The organism is Jeotgalibaca dankookensis, from assembly GCF_002005405.1.
GTDB lineage: Bacteria > Bacillota > Bacilli > Lactobacillales > Aerococcaceae > Jeotgalibaca > Jeotgalibaca dankookensis.
On the sequence record NZ_CP019728.1, the window covers coordinates 1,683,239 to 1,702,357 of the forward strand.

Here is a 19,119-nt window from a genome sequence, read left to right on the forward strand (position 1 = left end):
AATATTTCCTAAAAAAAAGAACCCTATAAAAAGGGTTCTTTTTTTTACTTTTAACGATCGATTCGGAGTAAATTCTGATAAGGATTCTCTTTTCCTTCTATCAAATCGGCTAACAAAACTGCTCCTGCCATTGAATAACACGTCCCGTTTCCTTCATAGCCGAGAAGAAAATATTTATTAGCTTGAGACGGATCAGCCCCAATAAAAGGCAGCCCATCTTTTGAACCATAGAACAAAGCATTCCAAACATACTCGATATCGATATTTAAATGCGGGAAAAGTGTTTCAATTTCCTCTGCAATCTCTTCATTTATCTGGCGAATTTTGTCGGGATCCTCTACCACTTGATTAATTTCTTCATCCCGACCACCAGCAATTACCCGGTGGTCGGGTGTCGTACGGAAATAAAGGTAAGGTCGTTTTGTTTCCCAAACCATCACGTCATCCTTCCACAAATCTCCCGTTATTGGAGCGGAAGCAAAAGCGTAGGTTCGCGATTGGATACATTTATCTTGAATAGCGGGGTAAATGGTTGTATAACCTGTACCCAAAATCAAATGATTGAAGTGGATAACAAAACCATCGACAGTTTGAACAGAATTTGTCGTAATCTGATCAAGGTCAACCTCTGTATTTTCATAGTAAGTGACTCCTTGCTCACTATTCTTTTTCGTTATAGATTGAATAAACTGATAGGGATTTACTTCCGCATCGTGCCAAGTGCGTAAGGCAGCGGCTTTATCGATCTGATACCGTTCTGTTAGTTCTTGCCGGTTTAAAAACTCAGAAGGAAAGCCGTATTTATCAAAGAGTTTTTGATCTTTCATCAATCTCTCTTGGTCCTTTTCTTCACTGGCATAATTAATACTATCCCGTAATCGGTAACCAGTGGGACCCTCCAATTGGCGGTTAAGTTCAGTCAACTGGTCCATTGCTTCCAAACACATCTGATAAAAAAGCACTGCCTTTTCTTCGCCAATATCTTCTGCAAACTGACTGATACTCTTATCACTACAGTATTGTAACATCCCTGTGTTAGCCACACTGCTTCCATAGGCAACCGATTTTTTTTCTACTACAACTACATCCAGTCCCCGAGTAGATAAAACATTGGCACATAAAGTACCTGACATCCCTGCTCCGACTATTAAAACATCCGCGTGAATATCTTGCTTTAATTTTTCAAATTGAGAAGTAGCCGGCTGTGTTTGATTCCAGTATGTATTCCCCGCATATAGATCCATAAAGACTCTCCTTTGTTTGATAATTTTCTTTATTTTACCACAGCGCTATTCTTGTATAGAAATATTAAGGCTAAAAATATAGTAAACATAAAAAACAAGCCATCTTAACAATGGCTTGTTTTTTATGTTTATGGACGATACGAGAATCGAACTCGTGCTACTAGCATGCCATGCTAGCGTACTCCCGCTATACTAATCGCCCAGAATCTCTAGCGTTATTCTATTCCGCTAAAGATAATTATAACACAAAGTTTGTAGATATTCTTGCTTAATCTGTTTTAATTTTTATTATCATTTATGATACGCATGTCCATTCATAATCCTAAAAGCTCGGTACACCTGTTCTACTAAGACTAGTCGCATCAACTGGTGAGGGAAGGTGAGTTTGCCAAAGGAGATTTCTTGGTCAGCACGTTTGAGGACTTGGTTGCTTAATCCGAGTGAACCACCGATAATGAAGGTAATGTTACTTTTTCCTTGAATGCCGAGTTGGTTGATTTGATCTGCAAAAGCGGTTGATTCGTATTGTTTGCCGTTAATTGCTAGAGCAAAGACATAGCTTTGATCGCTAACTTTTGCGAGAATCCGTTCACCTTCTTTTTCCTTAATCAGTTCCATCTCTTTCTCACTCAAGTTTTCTGGTGCTTTTTCGTCGTTAACTTCAATCATTTCTAATTTACAGTAGCTACCTAGACGTTTTACATATTCGGCGATACCTTGTTTGAGATATTTTTCTTTCAATTTTCCAACCGCAATAATCTTTATATTCATGACTAAACTCCTCTTTTTATCTTCTCTCCATAGTAGTCAAAAAGAGGCGTGCTTGCAAGGTTCAATCCTGTAAGGAGAACCAGTTTTTTTCATCATTTAACTATCTTTTTTATGATTTTCGTACTACAATATTTCTATTGCAAACAATGTGCACTTATAGAAAGGAAAGGCCCATGTTCTTAAAATATTTTGAAAAATGGTCGACATCACAAAAAATAGCGGCCAGTTTTGCCGCGGTTAGTTTTATCGGTTCGATTCTCTTGTCCTTACCGATCAGCCAACTGCCGACATCCAACGCGACCTATGTGGATAATCTTTTCTCATCCATCTCCATGGTGTGCGTAACCGGTTTGTTTACAGAATCGATTGCCGATTCTTATACCTTATTTGGACAGATTGTCTCTTTAATTCTTATTCAAATTGGTGGATTGGGGTTAATGACCCTCATCGCTATTTTCGTTTTACGGCTGTCGAAAGGTAAAATTGGGTTTAAAAATAAACTTGCAGTCCAACAAGGAATTAACCGCGGAGATAGCCAAGATTTCCGTAATTTTATTTATATCATCATTAAATATACCTTTGTTATCGAAGGGATTGGCATGATTCTACTCAGTTTTTACTTTGTACCAGAGTTGGGCTGGTCTAGAGGCTTGTTCACGTCTTTATTTTTAGCAGTATCGGCCTTTTGTAATGCTGGTTTTGATATTTTAGGGAATTCGAGTTTAACTCAGTTTGTCCATAACCCACTTATTAATCTAACGATTGCCTCATTAATTATTTTAGGTGGCATTGGTTTTTCTGTTTGGTTTGATGTGGCTCATTTAATCAAGACTAATCAAAAAGCTAAAACCAGTTCTTCCCTTATTAAACAAATCCGCACGCTGACAATCCACACACGCTTAACAATAACAATGACGCTAGGTTTATTGTTAACTGGTACTTTGCTCTTCTTTATCGCAGAGTATGCGAATCCAGAGAGTATTGGTTCGTTTTCATTGGGGGAAAAAGTCCTTGCCAGCTTCTTCCATACGGTTACCATGCGAACAGCTGGGTTTGCGACGGTCGATTATACCGGTATTACCCCTTTTAGTATGTTTACCAGTACAGTCTTTATGTTTATTGGTGGATCACCGGGTGGAACTGCTGGTGGGATGAAAACAACGACAATTGCCATTGTTTTACTCTTGTTCTACAACGAATTACGTGGCCAAGATAATGTGAATGTGTACTATCATACAATTACCAAATCGATTGTAAAACAATCTCTCGTTATTTTTATTTCCATGCTTTCCGTTCTTTTACTTGGTGCCAGTCTTTTGTTACTATTTAATCCTCATGTCAATCCTCTCTTTTTGATTTTTGAGGCTGTATCAGCGCTTGGAACAGTGGGTGTTACCGCAAACTTAACTCCTTCTCTTTCGCGTATGAGTCACTTTGTCATCATGTTCTTAATGTTTGCCGGTCGAATTGGACCGATTACCTTGTTAGATAGTTTAATTAGAAAAAATAAAGCGGTAAAAGATATCCTCTATTCTAAAGGAAGTCTTATCATTGGTTAGGAGAATAATAAAATGAGTAAATTAATTGGGATTCTCGGTTTAGGTATTTTTGGATCAACCATTGCCAAAACGTTAGCAGAATACGGCAGCGATGTCATTGCCATTGATAAAAGCGAAGAAAACGTCAACCGCATCCAGCCTTTTGTAACCAAAGGGATTATCGGTGACTTTACAGATATGGAACTACTGCGAACGGTTGGTTTGGAAGATTGTGATGCTGTTATAATTGCGACCGGGACAAACTTAGAAGCAAGTGTTTTAGGGGTTTTAAACTGCAAAAAATTAGGGATTAAAAAAATTATCGCAAAAGCAAAAAATAAAAATTACCGAGAAGTTTTAGAAGAAATTGGTACGACAACGGTAATTCAACCTGAAAAAGAATCGGGTTTGCGAATTGCCAAAAAGATCTTACGGACAAATATTGAAGACATTGTTCGTTTAGATGATCAAACATCCGTCGTTGAGTTTTATCCACCTGCTACTTGGGTGGGTAAAAGTCTAATTGAACTAGATTTGCGTAAGGTATACGATATTAACATCATTGGTATGCGAAAATCTAAAACAGGTAAATTACTAGTTTCCTTTGATCCTAACGATCCAGTGACAGAAGAACTTGTCTTAGTTGGGATAACAGAATCGGATACGTTTGAACAAATTGATTATTTAAATGAATTAAAATAAGTGATAACCAGGACAATTCTCTTGTCTTGGTTATTTTTTTGAGTTTATCAACGTCTTTAACAGGTTATCCACAAAAGTTATCCACATGTACACATGTTCGCCACCACATTTGGTAGTATTAAGAAATACGTACCCAGATATTGATTTTGGAAATTGCAAGCTTTATTTTTTATCCCTGACTTGTACACATCCCAAATTCACAAAACAAACGCTATTAAATAGGCTTTAAGTATTATTAATTCACAATCATTAAATAGTTATCCACAGTTATCCACAGATTTTGGGGATAAGATTTATTTTAGAAAGGGACGTCATTCACCTTTTAGAAGACTTATTGACAGGGTTAAAATAGTTTTCCCAAAACTTATCCACAAAAAAAGTAGAAACCAATTTGGTTTCTACTTTTTCCAGGTACGCGGTGCAAATAATATTAAAATAGGAAATATTTCCAACCGGCCAGCTAACATACCAAAAGATAAGATAATTTTCGATAAGTCTCCTACTTCAGCAAAACTTGAAGTGGGTCCAACAAAACCAAGGCCTGGTCCGATATTGTTAAAAACGGCCGCTACCGCACTAAAGGCCGATTTGAAATCAGGTAAGTCTAAACTGATTACCATAAACATCGTAATAAACAGCAGGATATAAACAATCATATAGTTGGTGACGCTATTTTCAGTCTTTTTATTTAGAGGCTTCTTATCATATAGAATCGTTACAATACGATTGGGTTGCGCAACACTTTTGATCTCTGCAATAAAAACTTTTATGTAGACTAAAACACGAGATACCTTTAATCCGCCCGCTGTAGAACCTGCGGAGCCACCTACAAACATCAAGAATAGAAGAATAGCTTGCGAAAAGAGAGGCCAACTTCCAAAGTCAACTGTGGAAAACCCAGTCGTTGTCATCACGGAAGAAACCGTAAAGAAGACATCTCGTACTAAGACATTATAAGACGTATAGGTAGGGAACAGGTTAATTGAAATAAGTGTCACTGCCCCTGCTACAATAAAAAGATACCACTTTAATTCTTCACTTCCAAAGACTTGTTTGATTCTGCCTAATAATAATAAATAAATCAGATTAAAATTAATCCCGAATACTAACATTCCAAAACCAACAACCCATTCATAATAAGCACTGCCATATGGTGCAATACTCCCATTACGAACACCAAAACCGCCTGTTCCTGCCACACCAAATCCATGTAAAATTGCTTCAAACGCATCCATTCCACCTAGAAATAACAAAAGAATAATGACAGCGGTCATGACTAAATAAATAATATAGAGGATACGTGCGGATGAAGACAATTTAGAAACCAACTTTCCAAAGGTTGGTCCCGGTGTTTCAGCTTTCATAATGTTGACAGACTGGGAACCCATTTGGGGCAAAACAGCTAGCGCAAAAACAAGAATCCCCATCCCCCCAATGAGATGTGTAAAACTACGCCAAAATAAACTCGAATGCGCCAATGCTTCGACATCGGTCAAAATACTAGAACCGGTCGTTGTAAACCCGCTCGTTGTTTCAAAAAACGCGTCTACTAAACGTGGAATGTCACCATTAATCACAAAGGGTATCCCACCAAATAAGGAAAACAACACCCATGACAAAGCAACAATCACAAAACCTTCTCGTGCTGTCATCCGGTTGTTTTTTGGCTTCTTTAGTGAAAAAACGGTTCCTATAACGGTTAAAATAATACTAACCGATAAAAAACTGAAGGTGTATAGAAAGGCTTCTTTGTAAATTAGACTGACGATAAGCGGAAATAACAACAGTAGTCCTTCTATTTGAAGCAGTCGGGCAACGACATAACGAACCATCGCTTTATTCATATCCTCACCCCTATTTCAAGATATCATCGATGTCATCGAAGTATTTATCTTTGGTTATAATAATTACTTGGTCATCGGCTTTGATAACATCTTGTCCAGATGGAATAATTAACTTCCGATCGCGGACAATATAACCGACTAACAGATTCTTTTTAGTTTTCATGGTTTGCAACGGGATTCCAATGACTCTACTGGTCGCTTTGACTTTAAATTGGATGGCTTCTGCTTGGTTATCCGCTAAACGATAAAGAGCTTCCACATCTGAAACGGCATTGTTCCCAAGGCTGCGTACAAAGTGCAAAATTGTGTTCGCGATGACACGTTTGGGTGTAATAATGGATTCCATACCGAGACCATCAAATATTTTTAAAAGAATCTCGCGGTTTACTTTCGTGATGACTTTATCCACGTCTTGACGTGCTGCGTAAAGAGATGCAATAATATTTTCCTCGTCTACGCCGGTTAATGAGACGAAAGCATTATAATTATTAATACCCTCCTGTTGCAAGACGTCTTGATCCGTTCCATCTCCCAAAATCACTTCAACATCCGGATAGACTGCACTCAGCTCTTCCGCTACCGATCGATTGAGTTCGATGACCTTGATCGACATACGATACTCTTTTAAATAGTCGATTAAATAGTAGGTTAAACGGCCTCCCCCGATAATAAGAGCAGAATGAACTTCTTTAGTTCGAGGAAGAATGGTTCTATAAAATTTACGTATCGTTTGTTTACTGCCTAGGACAAAAACATGGTCGCCTGCGTGAATATGGTCTTTACCGGTTGGAATGAGCGTTTCTTCTTTTCGGCGAATCGCGCACACCAAAATCTCCCCATAACGGGTTCGGAAATCAAAAAGTGATAAGTTATCCAGCGGGCTATCAGGGCGTACTTCAACTTCAATCAGCTCTACTTTGTTTTTTGCAAAGGCTTGGATACTTAAGATTGTTGGAAATTTAATAATACGGGCAATACTACGAGCAGATTCTAATTCGGGGTTGATCATTAAATTGACCCCTAAGCTCTCGCGGAACGGCTCAAAATGATTGGAATATTCTGGATTACGCACACGCGCAATCGTATATTTAGCTCCTAACTTTTTTGCTAAGATACAAGCCATCAGATTCACTTCATCGGCGGGTGTAACGGCAATAAAAATATCACAATTCTTAACGCCGGCTTCTTCTTGGATGCCATAGCTTGCACCATTACCAGCGATACCAGATATATCATTACTGTTGATTAGTTGATCCAGACGTTTTTCATTTTTTTCAATTAAGATAATGTCATTTTCTTCGGTTGCTAATTCGGTACAAAGAACGGAGCCCACTTTCCCTCCGCCGGCAATCACGATTTTCATTCGACTCGTCCTTTCATTTTTAAACATGTTCTTATTATTGCATAACGTGAATATCTTTACACACTTTTCCTATTGTTTCAACCCACCAACCAAAACAAATTAAAAAACTTCCTATCATAGTGATAGGAAGCTCTTTAATATCCTTTTATTTATAATCAAACAGGCGCGCTTTTTTTATGTCAGCAATTGTTTGCGTGCCAGCTAGTTGCATGACACGTTTTAAATCTTTTTCAAAATATTCAAGTACCGAGTAGACACCTTTCCAGCCCCCTAGAGCGAGTCCATATAAAACTGGACGACCGAGAGCGACAATGTCGGCCCCACTTGCGAGTGCTTTAAAGATATGTTCTCCACGACGAATCCCACTGTCAAAGACAATCGGTACACGCCCCGCAACCGCTTCTGAGATACCTTCTAAGGTAGCAAATGATCCAGGAGCACTATCCAATTGACGGCCACCATGATTGGATACCCAAATGCCCGATGCGCCGGCACCAATTGCTAATAAGGCATCTTCCGGTGATTGAATCCCTTTAACAAAGACGGGTAGCCCCGAATATTCAGCAATAAACTTCACATCTCTTGGAGCAATTTTTTGTTTTGATTGCGCATAAATATTATTTAAAGACATGTTCTTACCAGAACCTGTTAAATAGCGCGAGACAATAGGCATTCCGAATGGATAAACAAACTGGTTACGTTCGTCTCTGTGACGATTTCCACTTAATGTAGAGTCAGCGGTTAAAATAATCGCCGTTGCCCCATCTGCTTTTGCTTCATCTAAAATATTTTTATTTAACTCATCATCTTTACTCATATAAATTTGGAACCAACGCGGGCTACCATTGAGTCCTTCTTCGATTTCATTGAAGGAAGCACCTGAGTAAGCACTGATTGACATAATCGTTCCAAACTCAGAAACACCTCTTGCTGTCCCTGCTTCTTTGGTTTGGTGAGCTAAACCGTGAGCAGCAATTGGCGCCATAATGAATGGAACTTTAATATCAATTCCGAAAATAGAAGTAGAAGGATCTGGATGCTCAACATCAGCTAAAACACGTGGGATAATCCCTTTTTTATTCCAAGCTTCATTATTTTGTCGAAGGGTGAATTCATCTCCGGATGCACCCGACATATAATCAAAACCACCTTTAGGAACAATCTTACGTGCTTCGTCTTCTAGTTCATAGGTATTAATCACTCGGATTTCTTTTATTTCACTTGGTGCGTTATAAACCACTTTTTCTTCATTTGCCATTTTTGCCACTCACTTTCTTTTTTTAATTATTTATTTAAATAACAACTGGGTAATTGGTTGCATTAGCGGTGCTAAGATTACAACGACAATACCGGTTACTACAATTGATAACCCCGCCATAGCACCTTGGACATCACCTAATTCAATTGCTTTGGTTGTTCCAATCGCATGAGAGGAACTCCCTAGAGCAACACCTTGTGCTACTGGATCATGAATATTAAAAAGTTTAAATACAGTCGTTCCAATGACGGAACCAATTACTCCTGTAAAAACAACAACCGCTACAGTTAGTGATACAATCCCACCGAGTGATTCCGAAACGCCCACCGCAATCGCAGTCGTAATCGATTTAGGAATCAGAGTTGCAACCATTTCGATGTTGAAGCCAAATACTAAACCAAATAGATAAATCATCAAGGTATGGAGAATCACACCGGTAACAATCCCTGTCAATATAGCAGGATAGTATTGTTTCAAATATATGAAGTTCTTCTCAAGCTTGATTGCAAGTGCAACTGTCGCTGGTGTAACAAATAAGGATAAGAAACGCCCACCTTCGTTATAGGTTTCAAGAGGGATATCAGTCACCAGCAGGATAACAATAATTACAATAATAGCGAATACGAGTGGTGTAAATAAAGGGTTTGGCCACTTCTCATTTAGCTTGGCAGCCAATAGATACAACCCAACGGTTAAGGTAATCCATAACATAGGATTATTTACAATTGCTTCAAACATTTGATTGGCCCCCTTTATCTGCTTTTAATTTAATGGCTTGAACAACTTTTCCAACAAGACCCATCATTAAGAAGGTCGTAACAAACATTAGGATTAATAACTGCCACCATGTATCTGCTAAAACCCCGAAGTTGGCCATCAACCCTACTCCAGCCGGAACAAAAAAGATCCCCATGTTACTCGTTAACCACGTACCGATTTCATCGACTTGTTCAACACGCAACCATTTCGTATGGAGTGTTAAAAATAATAAGACCATTCCAATGACACTCCCAGGTATTGCTACAAAAGCTGATAAGGCGATAGATAGCACCTCTCCTATAAAAGAAAATAAAAAAATCCAAAACAGCTGTTTATATATCTTCAAAAATCCCAATCCCTCTCTGATAGGTTTGTAAGCGTTTCTATAGTTGAACTATAGCACGGCTTTCTCAACATATGAAATATTGTTTTATTATGGTACTATAAATATTGTTTATACTTGTTGCATTTACTATAGGTTTTAATTATGTATTAATCTTCACAAGATGAAAGGAGCACCCATGAATATCCAAGACCTCATTTACTTTAACCACTTAGCTACTTCACGCAATTTTACCGCGACAGCTAATCACTTCTTTGTATCTCAACCTTCAATTTCTATGTCTCTACAGCGTTTAGAAAAAGAACTCGATACGCTCTTATTAGACCGGAAACGTCTCCACAATCAAATGCGATTAACACCAACAGGTGAAATATTGCACAAACACGCCGTTACGGTTTTACAAATATTAGAAAACGCTCAAGAAGAAATCAATGACTATAAGAACCATATGGTAAGTTTTGGATTTCTACCTACTGTAGGTAGCTACTTTATGCCCCAATTACTTCCTGAGCTCGGAAAATTTGCTTCAAATATTAAATTTATTGAAGAAGAAAGTTCAGACGTTATGCTAGAGATGGTGACGTCGGGTCAGGTTCCAATTGCGATTACAGGAGGTGATGAACCTTTCTTTAATCGCCCCTCACTCTTACAGGTCCCTTTACTTGCTCAGGAACTCGCACTTTGGGTCTCACCAAATCACCCTTTAACGAAAAAGAAACAGGTCACACCTGTTGATTTGCAAGATGTTATTTTTATTTCTTTACAAAAAGGGTATACCCATGAACGGGTATTTAATCAGTGGTGCGAGGAGCACTATCACACACCTCCACAGATTATCTATACAAAAGAAATTAAGACTGCCCTTTCTCTTGCCGCATCTACTGATATGGTAGCTTTTATGATCGATATTCTTGTTCATGACAAAAATAATTTAGTGAAGATCACTATTCAAAACCCACCTATTTTCTATATCAGTTTAGTAGTCAACCAAGCATCTGAGCAAACCTATTTTCAAAAAGAGTTTAATACGCTTTTGGTTGATTTAGCAACTCAATTATCAGATTCTTCCCTACCTAGATAAAAAGGATTCTTCCTAGGGATTTTCCTAGGAAGAATGTGTAGTTATTATAATTGGTCTTGTCCATCTACTAAAGTTACTTCAACCGTTCCTAAATTTCCTTTGCGATACAACTCAATCGCCACTGTACTACCAACTTCTTGACGGTAAAGGATTTTACGAAGTTCTACCATGTTACTAATTTTTTCGCCCGCCATACCGACGATGACATCGTATTGTTCCAGTCCCGCTTTTTCAGCTGCCGATAAACCTAAAACTTCTGCTACTACAACGCCAGCCGTTACGTCTTCAGGAAGACCTAGTACTTCACGTTGTTGAGGAACAGATACTTGTTGCAAGTCCACCATACTAACACCTAAAACTGGACGAATCACTTCACCTTGCGCCTCTAGTTCGGCAATAATATTGACAACGTCGTTACTTGGTATTGCAAATCCCATTCCTTCTACATTAGAAGAAGCGATTTTCATAGAATTAATACCAATAACTTTACCGGCAATATTTATGAGCGCACCACCTGAATTACCAGGGTTAATTGACGCGTCAGTCTGAATCGCCGTTACATCCCAGTCAACCAAGCCGTCTCCGTTAATATCGGTTTCTACCGTTCTTTCTGTTGCTGAAATGATACCTTGCGTAACAGAAGTCGCAAATTCTGTTCCAAGTGGGGATCCAATCGCAATAGCAGGTTCGCCAACATTGAGACTATCAGAGTCACCAAATTCCGCTACGGTATTAATGTCTTTTGACGAAATAGCAAGGACTGCCAAATCTGTCCAAACATCAGAACCGACAATATCCGCTTCAATCTTAGTCCCATCTTTTAATAAGACTTCCACAGCATCTGCACCGCTAATCACATGATTGTTGGTTACAACATAAGCAGTCTCGCCTTCAGTTTTGTAAATGACGCCACTACCGGTCCCATTCATAGCGAGGCCACTATCATCTGTTTCGGTTTGTGGCATAGTGAACCCAAACGGGTTACCAACACTTTCTTTTAAGTTAATAACTGAAACGACAGCATCTTCTACCATTTCAACCGCTTCTGTCGTACCCGTTGTAATATTTAAACTTATATTGTTTACATCGGTACCCTTATTATCTACTTCTGTGATAGTAGACGAATCGTTAAAGGTACTCATATCCACTGTCCCAGAACCAACTAAAACGCCCGTTCCAAGTAGCGCAACGGTCAAACCACCAATAATACCACCAAATAAACCATTCTTTAAGCCAGATTGTTTTTTCTCTTGTTTTTGTTTCATACCTATTCTCCTCTCTCTCATTATGCATCATACCGGCTATTCTTGAAAATTCTATGAAGAAACTTTGTAAAAATACTTCTTTCACTCATACTTTGAATAGTTCTGTTGCAACATAAGGGTCTGTATCGAGAACTTTAAAGGTGTGATTGACACCTAGCCCTTTTTCACTCAAAATCGTTTCCATGGTTTCATGTGCCAGGCTCTTAATATTGTTATCTTGGCTCAAATGGCCTAGATAAATACGTTTGGTTTTATCTCCTACCATTTCTGAAACCGCAAGTGCGCCATCGTCATTTGACAAATGACCTTGATCGCCTAGTATCCGCTGTTTCAAGTTCCAAGGATAGCGGCCCATTCTCAAAAGCTCTAAGTCATGGTTACTTTCAATCAAGTAAGCATCCGCATTTTTAAGCAGACCTCGCAAGCGATCACTGACATAGCCGGTATCGGTTAGCATAACAAATTGCTTGTTGTGATAGTGGAAAGAGTAAAACTGCGGCGCTACAGCATCATGAGAAACACCAAAACTTTGGATATCCATATCACCAAGTGTTAAAACTTCTCCCATTTCAAAAATATGCTTCTGTTCATTTTTTATTTGACCCACTGTTGTTGGTAAAGCTTTCCATGTTGCTTCATTCGCATATAAATCGACGCCATAGCGACGTGCCAAGACACCTAATCCATGTATATGATCACGATGTTCGTGCGTCACCAAGATAGCATCTACTTCAGATAAATCGCGGTCGATTTCATGCATCAAGGATTGAATTTTCTTGCCACTTAAACCACAATCTACGAGTATTTTCTTTTTAGGTGTTTCAATGTACGTACAGTTTCCTGAGCTACCACTTGCTAACATACTAACACGAAAACCACCCTGTTCATTTAATTCAGTCACTGCGATTCCCTCCATTACTCTATCCATTCTACCTTATTACCGAGAAAAAATCAGCAGTTTTGATTTAAAAGGCGCCACCGCCTGAACCCCCACCTGAACCGCCTGATGAGCCCCCGCTAAATTCGCCTCCTGCTCCTGATGCAGATAAACTAGGAGCGGCTGCAGCCATTCCACTGGAAACACTTTGATTTACAAAACCAATATAAAAAGGATTGTAATAATAGTAAGGATAGAAAAGGGAAGTGGTTTGTACAAGGTCTTCTGGGTATTGAATCGCCATTTGATCTAAAACCGTTTCAGCTATTCCAAAAGCTGTTGCATAAACCACATATACATCCCATAATCCAACTGAACCGATATCTTCCATACGAAAATCCCCTACATCTTCAAGCATCCGCTTAAAGGCACGCCAATCTTTTCCAGCTCGGTCTCCTTCTGGTGTGAGCGGTGGATGTTGACTATAATAGTAGGCGGTATAAATACCGAGGCTAACACCGACAATGGCGAGCACGTGCAACCAGGCTACATCTAGTATAAAAGCAGCAGCAACTAACCCAACAAAAAAGATAATCGATGCCACTACACTCATCACCATTAGTCCAAAAGCTAAACTGGCATGGGGTGCACGGTAATGTACCGTATAACTTTGCGCATCTTCTGCTACCGTTCGTACCCATTCTTCTCGTTCCTCATTAAACCGTTTCGCTTTTTTAGGACTTGCATCACTCTCTTCAATTTCACTAAAGGTAACGGACTGTCCATCTCCTGTTTGGTCAATCAGCCAAAAAAGCAATTGTTTTTCATGTTCAAAGAGCGCATCACTTGGTTCCTTTAGTTTAGTTAGTCGGTAGTCAAAGCCACGGGGCAAATCTAGTTCTTCCATTTTTAAATAACCTTTACGAACCAAATCAAGAATAGTAGCCGATACATCCACTGCATCTGGATTCTTTTTAAAAACAGCTTTCATCATAATAGCTGGAGACATATCTTCTGGCAGTTCATAGACGTAATCAGGTTCCTGATAAGGATTCGGATTTGTTTGCATGTATTTTTTCCGCAACCACCATAAGACGAAGAGAGTAAAAATTGGTCCAATGATACCCAGAATAATACTAATTAAAAGAAAACGCTCGCGCTGAGCTTCTTGCTCTCTTTGTAAACTTGCTTCATTTGCTAATATGGTTTGCAGACGATCTTCTTCCACCTGATTGGTATTATCAAAGGTTATATATGTGGGAAAAATAACATTTGCTTCGACAAACGTTTCGGCCGGATTAGCATCTAGACTCAAATCGACAAACTGATCATTTTCAATTGTCACCTGACCGGTCGCATCGCCATGTGCCCATGCCTGTAACTCACCTGGCTCAACTGGATGCGGGAGACTGATACGAATATCCACATCATATAAAACATCTTCCCAAGCCCCTCCAATGACCTTCCGATTAAATTGAGCGATGTCGTTATAGTTCGTGACCATATCGGGAATCCGATACTCATAAACAACTGTTAATGCCTGATCTTCGACAGGATTATAAACTGTGAAATTTAAATAGGTTTCGGTATCCTCGACTTCATAAGTTCCGCTAGTTTGTGAGTTATCTCGGGATATTATTACGGGCTCCTTACCTACTTCTTCAACCTTTACCAAGAGATCAGTTGGTGTTTCATGAGGTTCATAATCCAAATCAAATAGAAAGCCATTAAACTCCCCTTCAAAATCATAAGTAATTTTTTCTTTAAAATAGGCACTACCATCTTCTACTATATCAACCGTCACATCGTAGTTAATAATCTCATAAGACTTCGCTTGAACGCTCCTCATTGGCAAGATTAAGACCAATAAGAAGGACAGACTTATGACAGCCATCACTTTTTTTAGCACTTTTACCGCCTCCTTTATTAAATAAAGTATAATCCATTTTTGCTCAGATAGCGACTGACGTGAAGGATCTCTCACAGACAAAAAAATAGGAAGGAAAGATTTTATCTCCCCCTTCCTATTAATTATTACCCATTATTAAGCTAGCTTTATCACGACTAGTATTAATTTTTGCTTCCTCTTCTACTTCTGCTTCTTCAATCACAATTGGGGCTTTAATAACACTACCAGTTAAGGCATCTACCCATTTGGTAATAATCGGTAGATTATCCCGTGTAATTTCAACATACCACATGGGACTGTATATATTCATATCGCTCAAACTCAAAGTTTGGTAATACGCTAAAGTCAGTAATTGAATGCTCGAATTTGAAGGGATTTGGTTATTTAAATATAAGGTTTCAATAGCGCTCTGTTCTGAAATAACGGTACGCGGTCGTCCTTGTACCTCAAGAATGCCCGCATACGTTTGTTCGTAAGATGTGACTTGATTTTGGTCATTGAGATAAAAAATAAGTGAAGAAGTCCCATCTGCAATAGCTATGTTATCATCTGTTTTTTGGACATAAATGATGCGCCGATTGCTAGGTTGGTATGAAAATAACTCATAGTCACTTCCTCGCAATACGTACCCGTCATCGATAAAGGCTTCCAGAGGAGCGGTTCGTTCAGAAAGAGTAAGCGCTTGTGTATCAAAATCCAACTTAATGGGTTCTGAAAGCACACTCAATAAAATATTATTCTCCATACGTGCAACTTGATTTTTCAAACTTGTTGCTTGCGCTTCTAAAAAATCGTTTTTATCTGTTTTAATGACCGGAATCATTTCTTGTTCACTACTTAGCGTACGCGTATCAATACTTTCATTACGCAATCCTTCTTCTAAGTTGACCGTACTACTTGGATCTCCCAAATTGAATGCATCATTTTTTTCGAGAAGAATGGTCAAGAGGTAGAGGTTTAAAACGGAAAAAGTTACAATTAAGATCATCTGAATACGTTTATAATCCAACTCTTTCACCTCTTTCCGTCTCAACCAGCCATTCTTCCAAGGTTTTCCAGTTTCCATCTAGGTTTATAAACCATGTCGGTAAAAGCGTCGCAATACGGCTGCTCTCGTCGCTACTGCTCCATTCATACGCAATCTCCATGTCTTGGATGTCGTTATAGCGAATTCCTGCTTCATCTAGTTGTTGAATTACTGTTTGAACATACGGAACGGTTATTGCTTCCTTACGGTCCTCAAGTGGCGTTTGGATGACTTCAGTCGGGTAAGTTAATTCGACTAACCCTGAGCTAGACATTTCCATTTTAATGAGACCCGGATTCCATTGACCAGAAATAGGTAACCCATTTAGATAACGCCGGTAAAACACATCGTCGCTTTCTGTATCATAGCCATTAAAATAAAAGGCTTGGGTCCACGTATCCATAAATTTAAGTGTATGGAAACTATCACGGACATGTTGGTAGGCAGACAATTCCGTTTCATCTAAGTTATTACGGTAGTAATATAGAACACCAGTCTTTTTATCAATTTTTAGTTGGGAGACATTATCGCTATAGATCGTTAATTGTTCATTGCTGTCATCCCGTAGTTCTGTTGTATCATCAAACAATCGATTAATAAAAAAGCTGTTGGGTTGTTTTTCCGATAGGTAAACAACCTTATTTAAGGAGACATCAGATTGTGGTAAGAAGCGAACGCCATTTTCAAAGGTATATGTTTCTGACTTGATAAACTTTTCAGGGCTGTTGGTATAAATATTTAACAAAGGTTCTAAAGATACGTTTGAACGTTCAGCGATATAGACATTTAAGCTTTTATCATCAATTAAATAGATGGGATCATCCTCATTCATTGAAATAATAATACGTGAAATCGTATTATTATCGAATCCTTCCGGCAACCGCTCAAAATAACGCGTCAACATTCCCAGATAAATGGACGCTGGAAAGTTTATTTCAACTTTATTACGGTTCAAAATCAAGGTGTTGTACTCTTCACGCGAGTAAGTTCCTTCAAAAAAGAGCTCGGATAACTCCCAGTTTTTCAAAAAATTATCGGCTTTTTTAACGATCTCGTCATCTTGACTCACAAAAGAATCGCTAGCCTTGTGGAAAACAATTTGATGGGGACGAAAGACATCATCAATATTTTTTACACTAGAAAGATTGGTTGTTTGTTGGGAAGGTGAGACCGTTTGAATTTCAACCGTCCCAGAAGGAACACTCAGTATCCGCCAAGTTAAAAATAAGCTCAAAATAACCATAAGATAAAGCGTGTAAGTAATTAGGCTTGAACCTTCACGTTTCATGACCATTCCTCCTCTTCAAATGAGACATAGGGAAGCGAAATAAAGAAGGTTGATCCTTTGTTCTCCAAACTTGTCGCCCAAATGCGGCCCCCATGTAACAGCAATACTTCTTTAGAAATTGCTAAACCAAGGCCTGTTCCACCCATCGAACGTGCTCTCGCTCTATCCACTCGGTAAAACCTTTCAAAGATGTGTGAGAGATCTTTGCGAGGAATACCCATTCCTTCGTCTGTAATACTCATCACGACACTATTATGGGTTTCCATCAAACGACAGGTAATGGTTCCGCCTTCTGGTGAGTATTTCAAGGCATTATTCATAATATTATCTATCACTTGGGTAATTTTATCTTGATCGACATCTACCCACAATGTTCGTTTGGTAAAATCTCGAACAATTTGATAGTTTTTATCTCGAAGTGCACCCGACTGTACCATCATATCGAAACGATCTAGTATGTGGCTGAGGAGATCATTGATACTAATGTATTCTTTTTCTAATTCCATATTTCCTTGATCCATTCGTGATAAATGAAGGAGATCTGAAACCATTCGAATCATGCGCTCGGTTTCTGTTGCAATGACTTTTAAGAACGAAGGTGCAATCTCTGGGTTTTTCCAAGCGCCCTCTTGTAAGGATTCCGTATAACTTTTTACACTGGTTAAAGGTGTCCGTAATTCATGGGAAACGTTCGAAACAAAGTTGCGTCTTTCTTGTTCAATTTTTTCTTGTTCGGTAATATCAGTTAATACACAGACAACACCACTAATAAATCCTGTTTCGCGCTGGATAATCGAGAACTCCCCTTGAAGGGTAGAATCTTCCTTATCATCTTCGTTTTCAACATGCAAAATTAACTCATCATCTTTTTCTAAAAGATGTCGGAAGGTGAAGGTTTTATCAAGATTGAGAACTTTCATAATTGATTTCCCAACAGCGTCTTCTTGGTTAATACCCAAAAGTTCAACCGCTCGATTATTAATAATCATCACACGACCACGTCGATCTGTTGCGATAACACCATCTGACATGTGCTTTAAAACACTATCTAATCGTTGTCGTTCTGCTTCAGTAGTTTCTTGAGCATCTTTTACTTTTAAGGCCAAGTCATTAATAGTTTCGGCTAGTTGTCCCATTTCATCATTTCCATAAATACGAATTTTTCCCGAATAATTTCCTTGAGCAATCGCTAGTGTCTGTGTGCGCATCTCTGCAATGGGACGCGCTACTCCTTGAGATATAATAATCGCCAAGAAGATAGTAATCACAACTGCAACGGCCGATGCACTGACTAGGATTTGTACAACTTCACTAATTTGAGTGTACACAACCTCAATGTTTGATTCCATCATAACAGCACCGATTATCTCATCCGGATTAGTAGGAGAGAATATCGATGAGACTGTTTTTAATACCCGACTATTACGTTCTTCATCTAAGTACTGATATTTGCGATCACTTTCTAACAATAAAGATTGTTGAACATCGCGATCGGTAGATTTTGTTCCAACCATGGATTGCCTAGTTTGGTCGTTAATTCCAACAATGTAACCTTTTGCATCAATTACTTGTACTTCTAGAAAATCACCACCAATATAGTCACGCAAAACATTTTGTGTGGCCAAGTTAATTTCTTCCTGATTTTCACTTTCAAGTACTGGTGTGACTGAATTTTCTAAAAAACGGACATTCAAACTCATCTGACTATCAAAGTTACTGATTAAGTCAGACTCGAGTTGACGTATGAAATAGGCGCCAATAATTTGTAAAGATACCAATAGCAAGAAAATAAATAGCATTGGTATCTTAAAGTGGATAGAATTTCTCCATTTAATTTTTTTTATCATAAT

General features: G+C 38.6%; 16 protein-coding genes and 1 tRNA gene. 3 read left to right on the forward strand and 14 right to left on the reverse strand.

Translation table 11 applies throughout. The features are described from left to right. Nucleotides 1-50 precede the first annotated feature (50 nt). The 3 genes from BW727_RS08240 to rlmH all read right to left on the reverse strand — a co-directional run bounded on the left by BW727_RS08240 (nucleotide 51) and on the right by rlmH (nucleotide 2,015). Nucleotides 51-1,244: an NAD(P)/FAD-dependent oxidoreductase gene (locus BW727_RS08240; protein WP_062471492.1), complete on the reverse strand. Its 1,194-nt coding sequence runs from the start codon at nucleotides 1,242-1,244 to the stop codon at nucleotides 51-53. A gap of 131 nt (nucleotides 1,245-1,375) precedes the next feature. After that, nucleotides 1,376-1,446, reverse strand: a tRNA-Ala gene (locus tag BW727_RS08245). Nucleotides 1,447-1,535: 89 nt separating this feature from the next. Beyond that, entirely contained in the window at nucleotides 1,536-2,015 is a 480-nt protein-coding gene (rlmH, locus tag BW727_RS08250; protein WP_062471495.1) for a 23S rRNA (pseudouridine(1915)-N(3))-methyltransferase RlmH, read from the reverse strand. A 173-nt stretch (nucleotides 2,016-2,188) separates the two neighbouring features. Here rlmH and BW727_RS08255 point away from each other — a divergent pair, with 173 nt between their 5' ends. After that, entirely contained in the window at nucleotides 2,189-3,574 is a 1,386-nt protein-coding gene (locus BW727_RS08255; RefSeq protein ID WP_077795828.1) for a TrkH family potassium uptake protein, read from the forward strand. A gap of 12 nt (nucleotides 3,575-3,586) precedes the next feature. Further along, a complete protein-coding gene (locus BW727_RS08260) occupies nucleotides 3,587-4,255 on the forward strand; it encodes a potassium channel family protein (protein ID WP_062471498.1) in 669 nt (222 codons plus the stop codon). A 398-nt stretch (nucleotides 4,256-4,653) separates the two neighbouring features. Here BW727_RS08260 and BW727_RS08265 read toward each other — a convergent pair whose 3' ends face one another. The 5 genes from BW727_RS08265 to BW727_RS08285 form a co-directional block, all read right to left on the reverse strand. After that, nucleotides 4,654-6,099 (reverse strand): TrkH family potassium uptake protein, encoded by a 1,446-nt coding sequence (locus BW727_RS08265; RefSeq protein WP_062471501.1) that lies wholly within the window; start codon nucleotides 6,097-6,099, stop codon nucleotides 4,654-4,656. 10 nt (nucleotides 6,100-6,109) lie between these two features. Then, nucleotides 6,110-7,462: a Trk system potassium transporter TrkA gene (gene trkA, locus BW727_RS08270; protein ID WP_062471505.1), complete on the reverse strand. Its 1,353-nt coding sequence runs from the start codon at nucleotides 7,460-7,462 to the stop codon at nucleotides 6,110-6,112. Between the two features lie 145 nt (nucleotides 7,463-7,607). Next, nucleotides 7,608-8,720, reverse strand: coding sequence for an alpha-hydroxy-acid oxidizing protein (locus tag BW727_RS08275; RefSeq protein WP_062471508.1), 1,113 nt, complete (start codon nucleotides 8,718-8,720; stop codon nucleotides 7,608-7,610). A gap of 30 nt (nucleotides 8,721-8,750) precedes the next feature. Further along, the gene (locus BW727_RS08280; RefSeq protein WP_062471511.1) at nucleotides 8,751-9,458 is read right to left on the reverse strand and encodes an LrgB family protein; all 708 of its coding nucleotides are present in this window, start codon (nucleotides 9,456-9,458) and stop codon (nucleotides 8,751-8,753) included. Continuing rightward, the gene (locus BW727_RS08285; RefSeq protein WP_062471514.1) at nucleotides 9,451-9,825 is read right to left on the reverse strand and encodes a CidA/LrgA family protein; all 375 of its coding nucleotides are present in this window, start codon (nucleotides 9,823-9,825) and stop codon (nucleotides 9,451-9,453) included. Before BW727_RS08285 ends, BW727_RS08280 begins: the two co-directional genes overlap by 8 nt. A gap of 175 nt (nucleotides 9,826-10,000) precedes the next feature. Between BW727_RS08285 and BW727_RS08290 the strand changes: the two genes are divergently transcribed. Then, nucleotides 10,001-10,903, forward strand: coding sequence for a LysR family transcriptional regulator (locus tag BW727_RS08290; protein ID WP_062471517.1), 903 nt, complete (start codon nucleotides 10,001-10,003; stop codon nucleotides 10,901-10,903). Between the two features lie 44 nt (nucleotides 10,904-10,947). Here the strand turns inward: BW727_RS08290 and BW727_RS08295 are convergent, their stop codons facing one another. The 6 genes from BW727_RS08295 to walK form a co-directional block, all read right to left on the reverse strand. After that, the gene (locus tag BW727_RS08295) at nucleotides 10,948-12,189 is read right to left on the reverse strand and encodes a S1C family serine protease (RefSeq protein WP_062471520.1); all 1,242 of its coding nucleotides are present in this window, start codon (nucleotides 12,187-12,189) and stop codon (nucleotides 10,948-10,950) included. A 64-nt stretch (nucleotides 12,190-12,253) separates the two neighbouring features. After that, nucleotides 12,254-13,030: an MBL fold metallo-hydrolase gene (locus BW727_RS08300; protein ID WP_227807267.1), complete on the reverse strand. Its 777-nt coding sequence runs from the start codon at nucleotides 13,028-13,030 to the stop codon at nucleotides 12,254-12,256. Between the two features lie 103 nt (nucleotides 13,031-13,133). After that, nucleotides 13,134-14,954 carry a DUF2207 domain-containing protein gene (locus BW727_RS08305; RefSeq protein WP_062471527.1) on the reverse strand — a complete coding sequence of 607 codons (1,821 nt, stop codon included), beginning with the start codon at nucleotides 14,952-14,954 and terminating at the stop codon, nucleotides 13,134-13,136. A 118-nt stretch (nucleotides 14,955-15,072) separates the two neighbouring features. Continuing rightward, nucleotides 15,073-15,963, reverse strand: a complete 891-nt coding sequence (locus BW727_RS08310) for a two-component system regulatory protein YycI (protein ID WP_062471530.1) — start codon at nucleotides 15,961-15,963, stop codon at nucleotides 15,073-15,075. Beyond that, complete coding sequence (locus BW727_RS08315) at nucleotides 15,953-17,269, reverse strand: YycH family regulatory protein (protein ID WP_062471533.1); 1,317 nt, start codon at nucleotides 17,267-17,269, stop codon at nucleotides 15,953-15,955. Before BW727_RS08315 ends, BW727_RS08310 begins: the two co-directional genes overlap by 11 nt. Further along, on the reverse strand, nucleotides 17,266-19,116 hold the full coding sequence (gene walK, locus BW727_RS08320) for a cell wall metabolism sensor histidine kinase WalK (RefSeq protein ID WP_062471536.1): 1,851 nt from the start codon (nucleotides 19,114-19,116) through the stop codon (nucleotides 17,266-17,268). Before walK ends, BW727_RS08315 begins: the two co-directional genes overlap by 4 nt. Nucleotides 19,117-19,119: the final 3 nt, after the last annotated feature.

Bases quoted from the DNA above. Each gene is read 5' to 3' on its own strand.
- BW727_RS08240 (WP_062471492.1), bottom strand. From the start codon at position 1,244: ATGGATCTATATGCGGGGAATACATACTGGAATCAAACACAGCCGGCT.
- rlmH (WP_062471495.1), bottom strand. From the start codon at position 2,015: ATGAATATAAAGATTATTGCGGTTGGAAAATTGAAAGAAAAATATCTC.
- BW727_RS08255 (WP_077795828.1), top strand. From the start codon at position 2,189: ATGTTCTTAAAATATTTTGAAAAATGGTCGACATCACAAAAAATAGCG.
- BW727_RS08260 (WP_062471498.1), top strand. From the start codon at position 3,587: ATGAGTAAATTAATTGGGATTCTCGGTTTAGGTATTTTTGGATCAACC.
- BW727_RS08265 (WP_062471501.1), bottom strand. From the start codon at position 6,099: ATGAATAAAGCGATGGTTCGTTATGTCGTTGCCCGACTGCTTCAAATA.
- trkA (WP_062471505.1), bottom strand. From the start codon at position 7,462: ATGAAAATCGTGATTGCCGGCGGAGGGAAAGTGGGCTCCGTTCTTTGT.
- BW727_RS08275 (WP_062471508.1), bottom strand. From the start codon at position 8,720: ATGGCAAATGAAGAAAAAGTGGTTTATAACGCACCAAGTGAAATAAAA.
- BW727_RS08280 (WP_062471511.1), bottom strand. From the start codon at position 9,458: ATGTTTGAAGCAATTGTAAATAATCCTATGTTATGGATTACCTTAACC.
- BW727_RS08290 (WP_062471517.1), top strand. From the start codon at position 10,001: ATGAATATCCAAGACCTCATTTACTTTAACCACTTAGCTACTTCACGC.
- BW727_RS08295 (WP_062471520.1), bottom strand. From the start codon at position 12,189: ATGAGAGAGAGGAGAATAGGTATGAAACAAAAACAAGAGAAAAAACAA.
- BW727_RS08300 (WP_227807267.1), bottom strand. From the start codon at position 13,030: ATGTTAGCAAGTGGTAGCTCAGGAAACTGTACGTACATTGAAACACCT.
- BW727_RS08315 (WP_062471533.1), bottom strand. From the start codon at position 17,269: ATGAAACGTGAAGGTTCAAGCCTAATTACTTACACGCTTTATCTTATG.
- walK (WP_062471536.1), bottom strand. From the start codon at position 19,116: ATGATAAAAAAAATTAAATGGAGAAATTCTATCCACTTTAAGATACCA.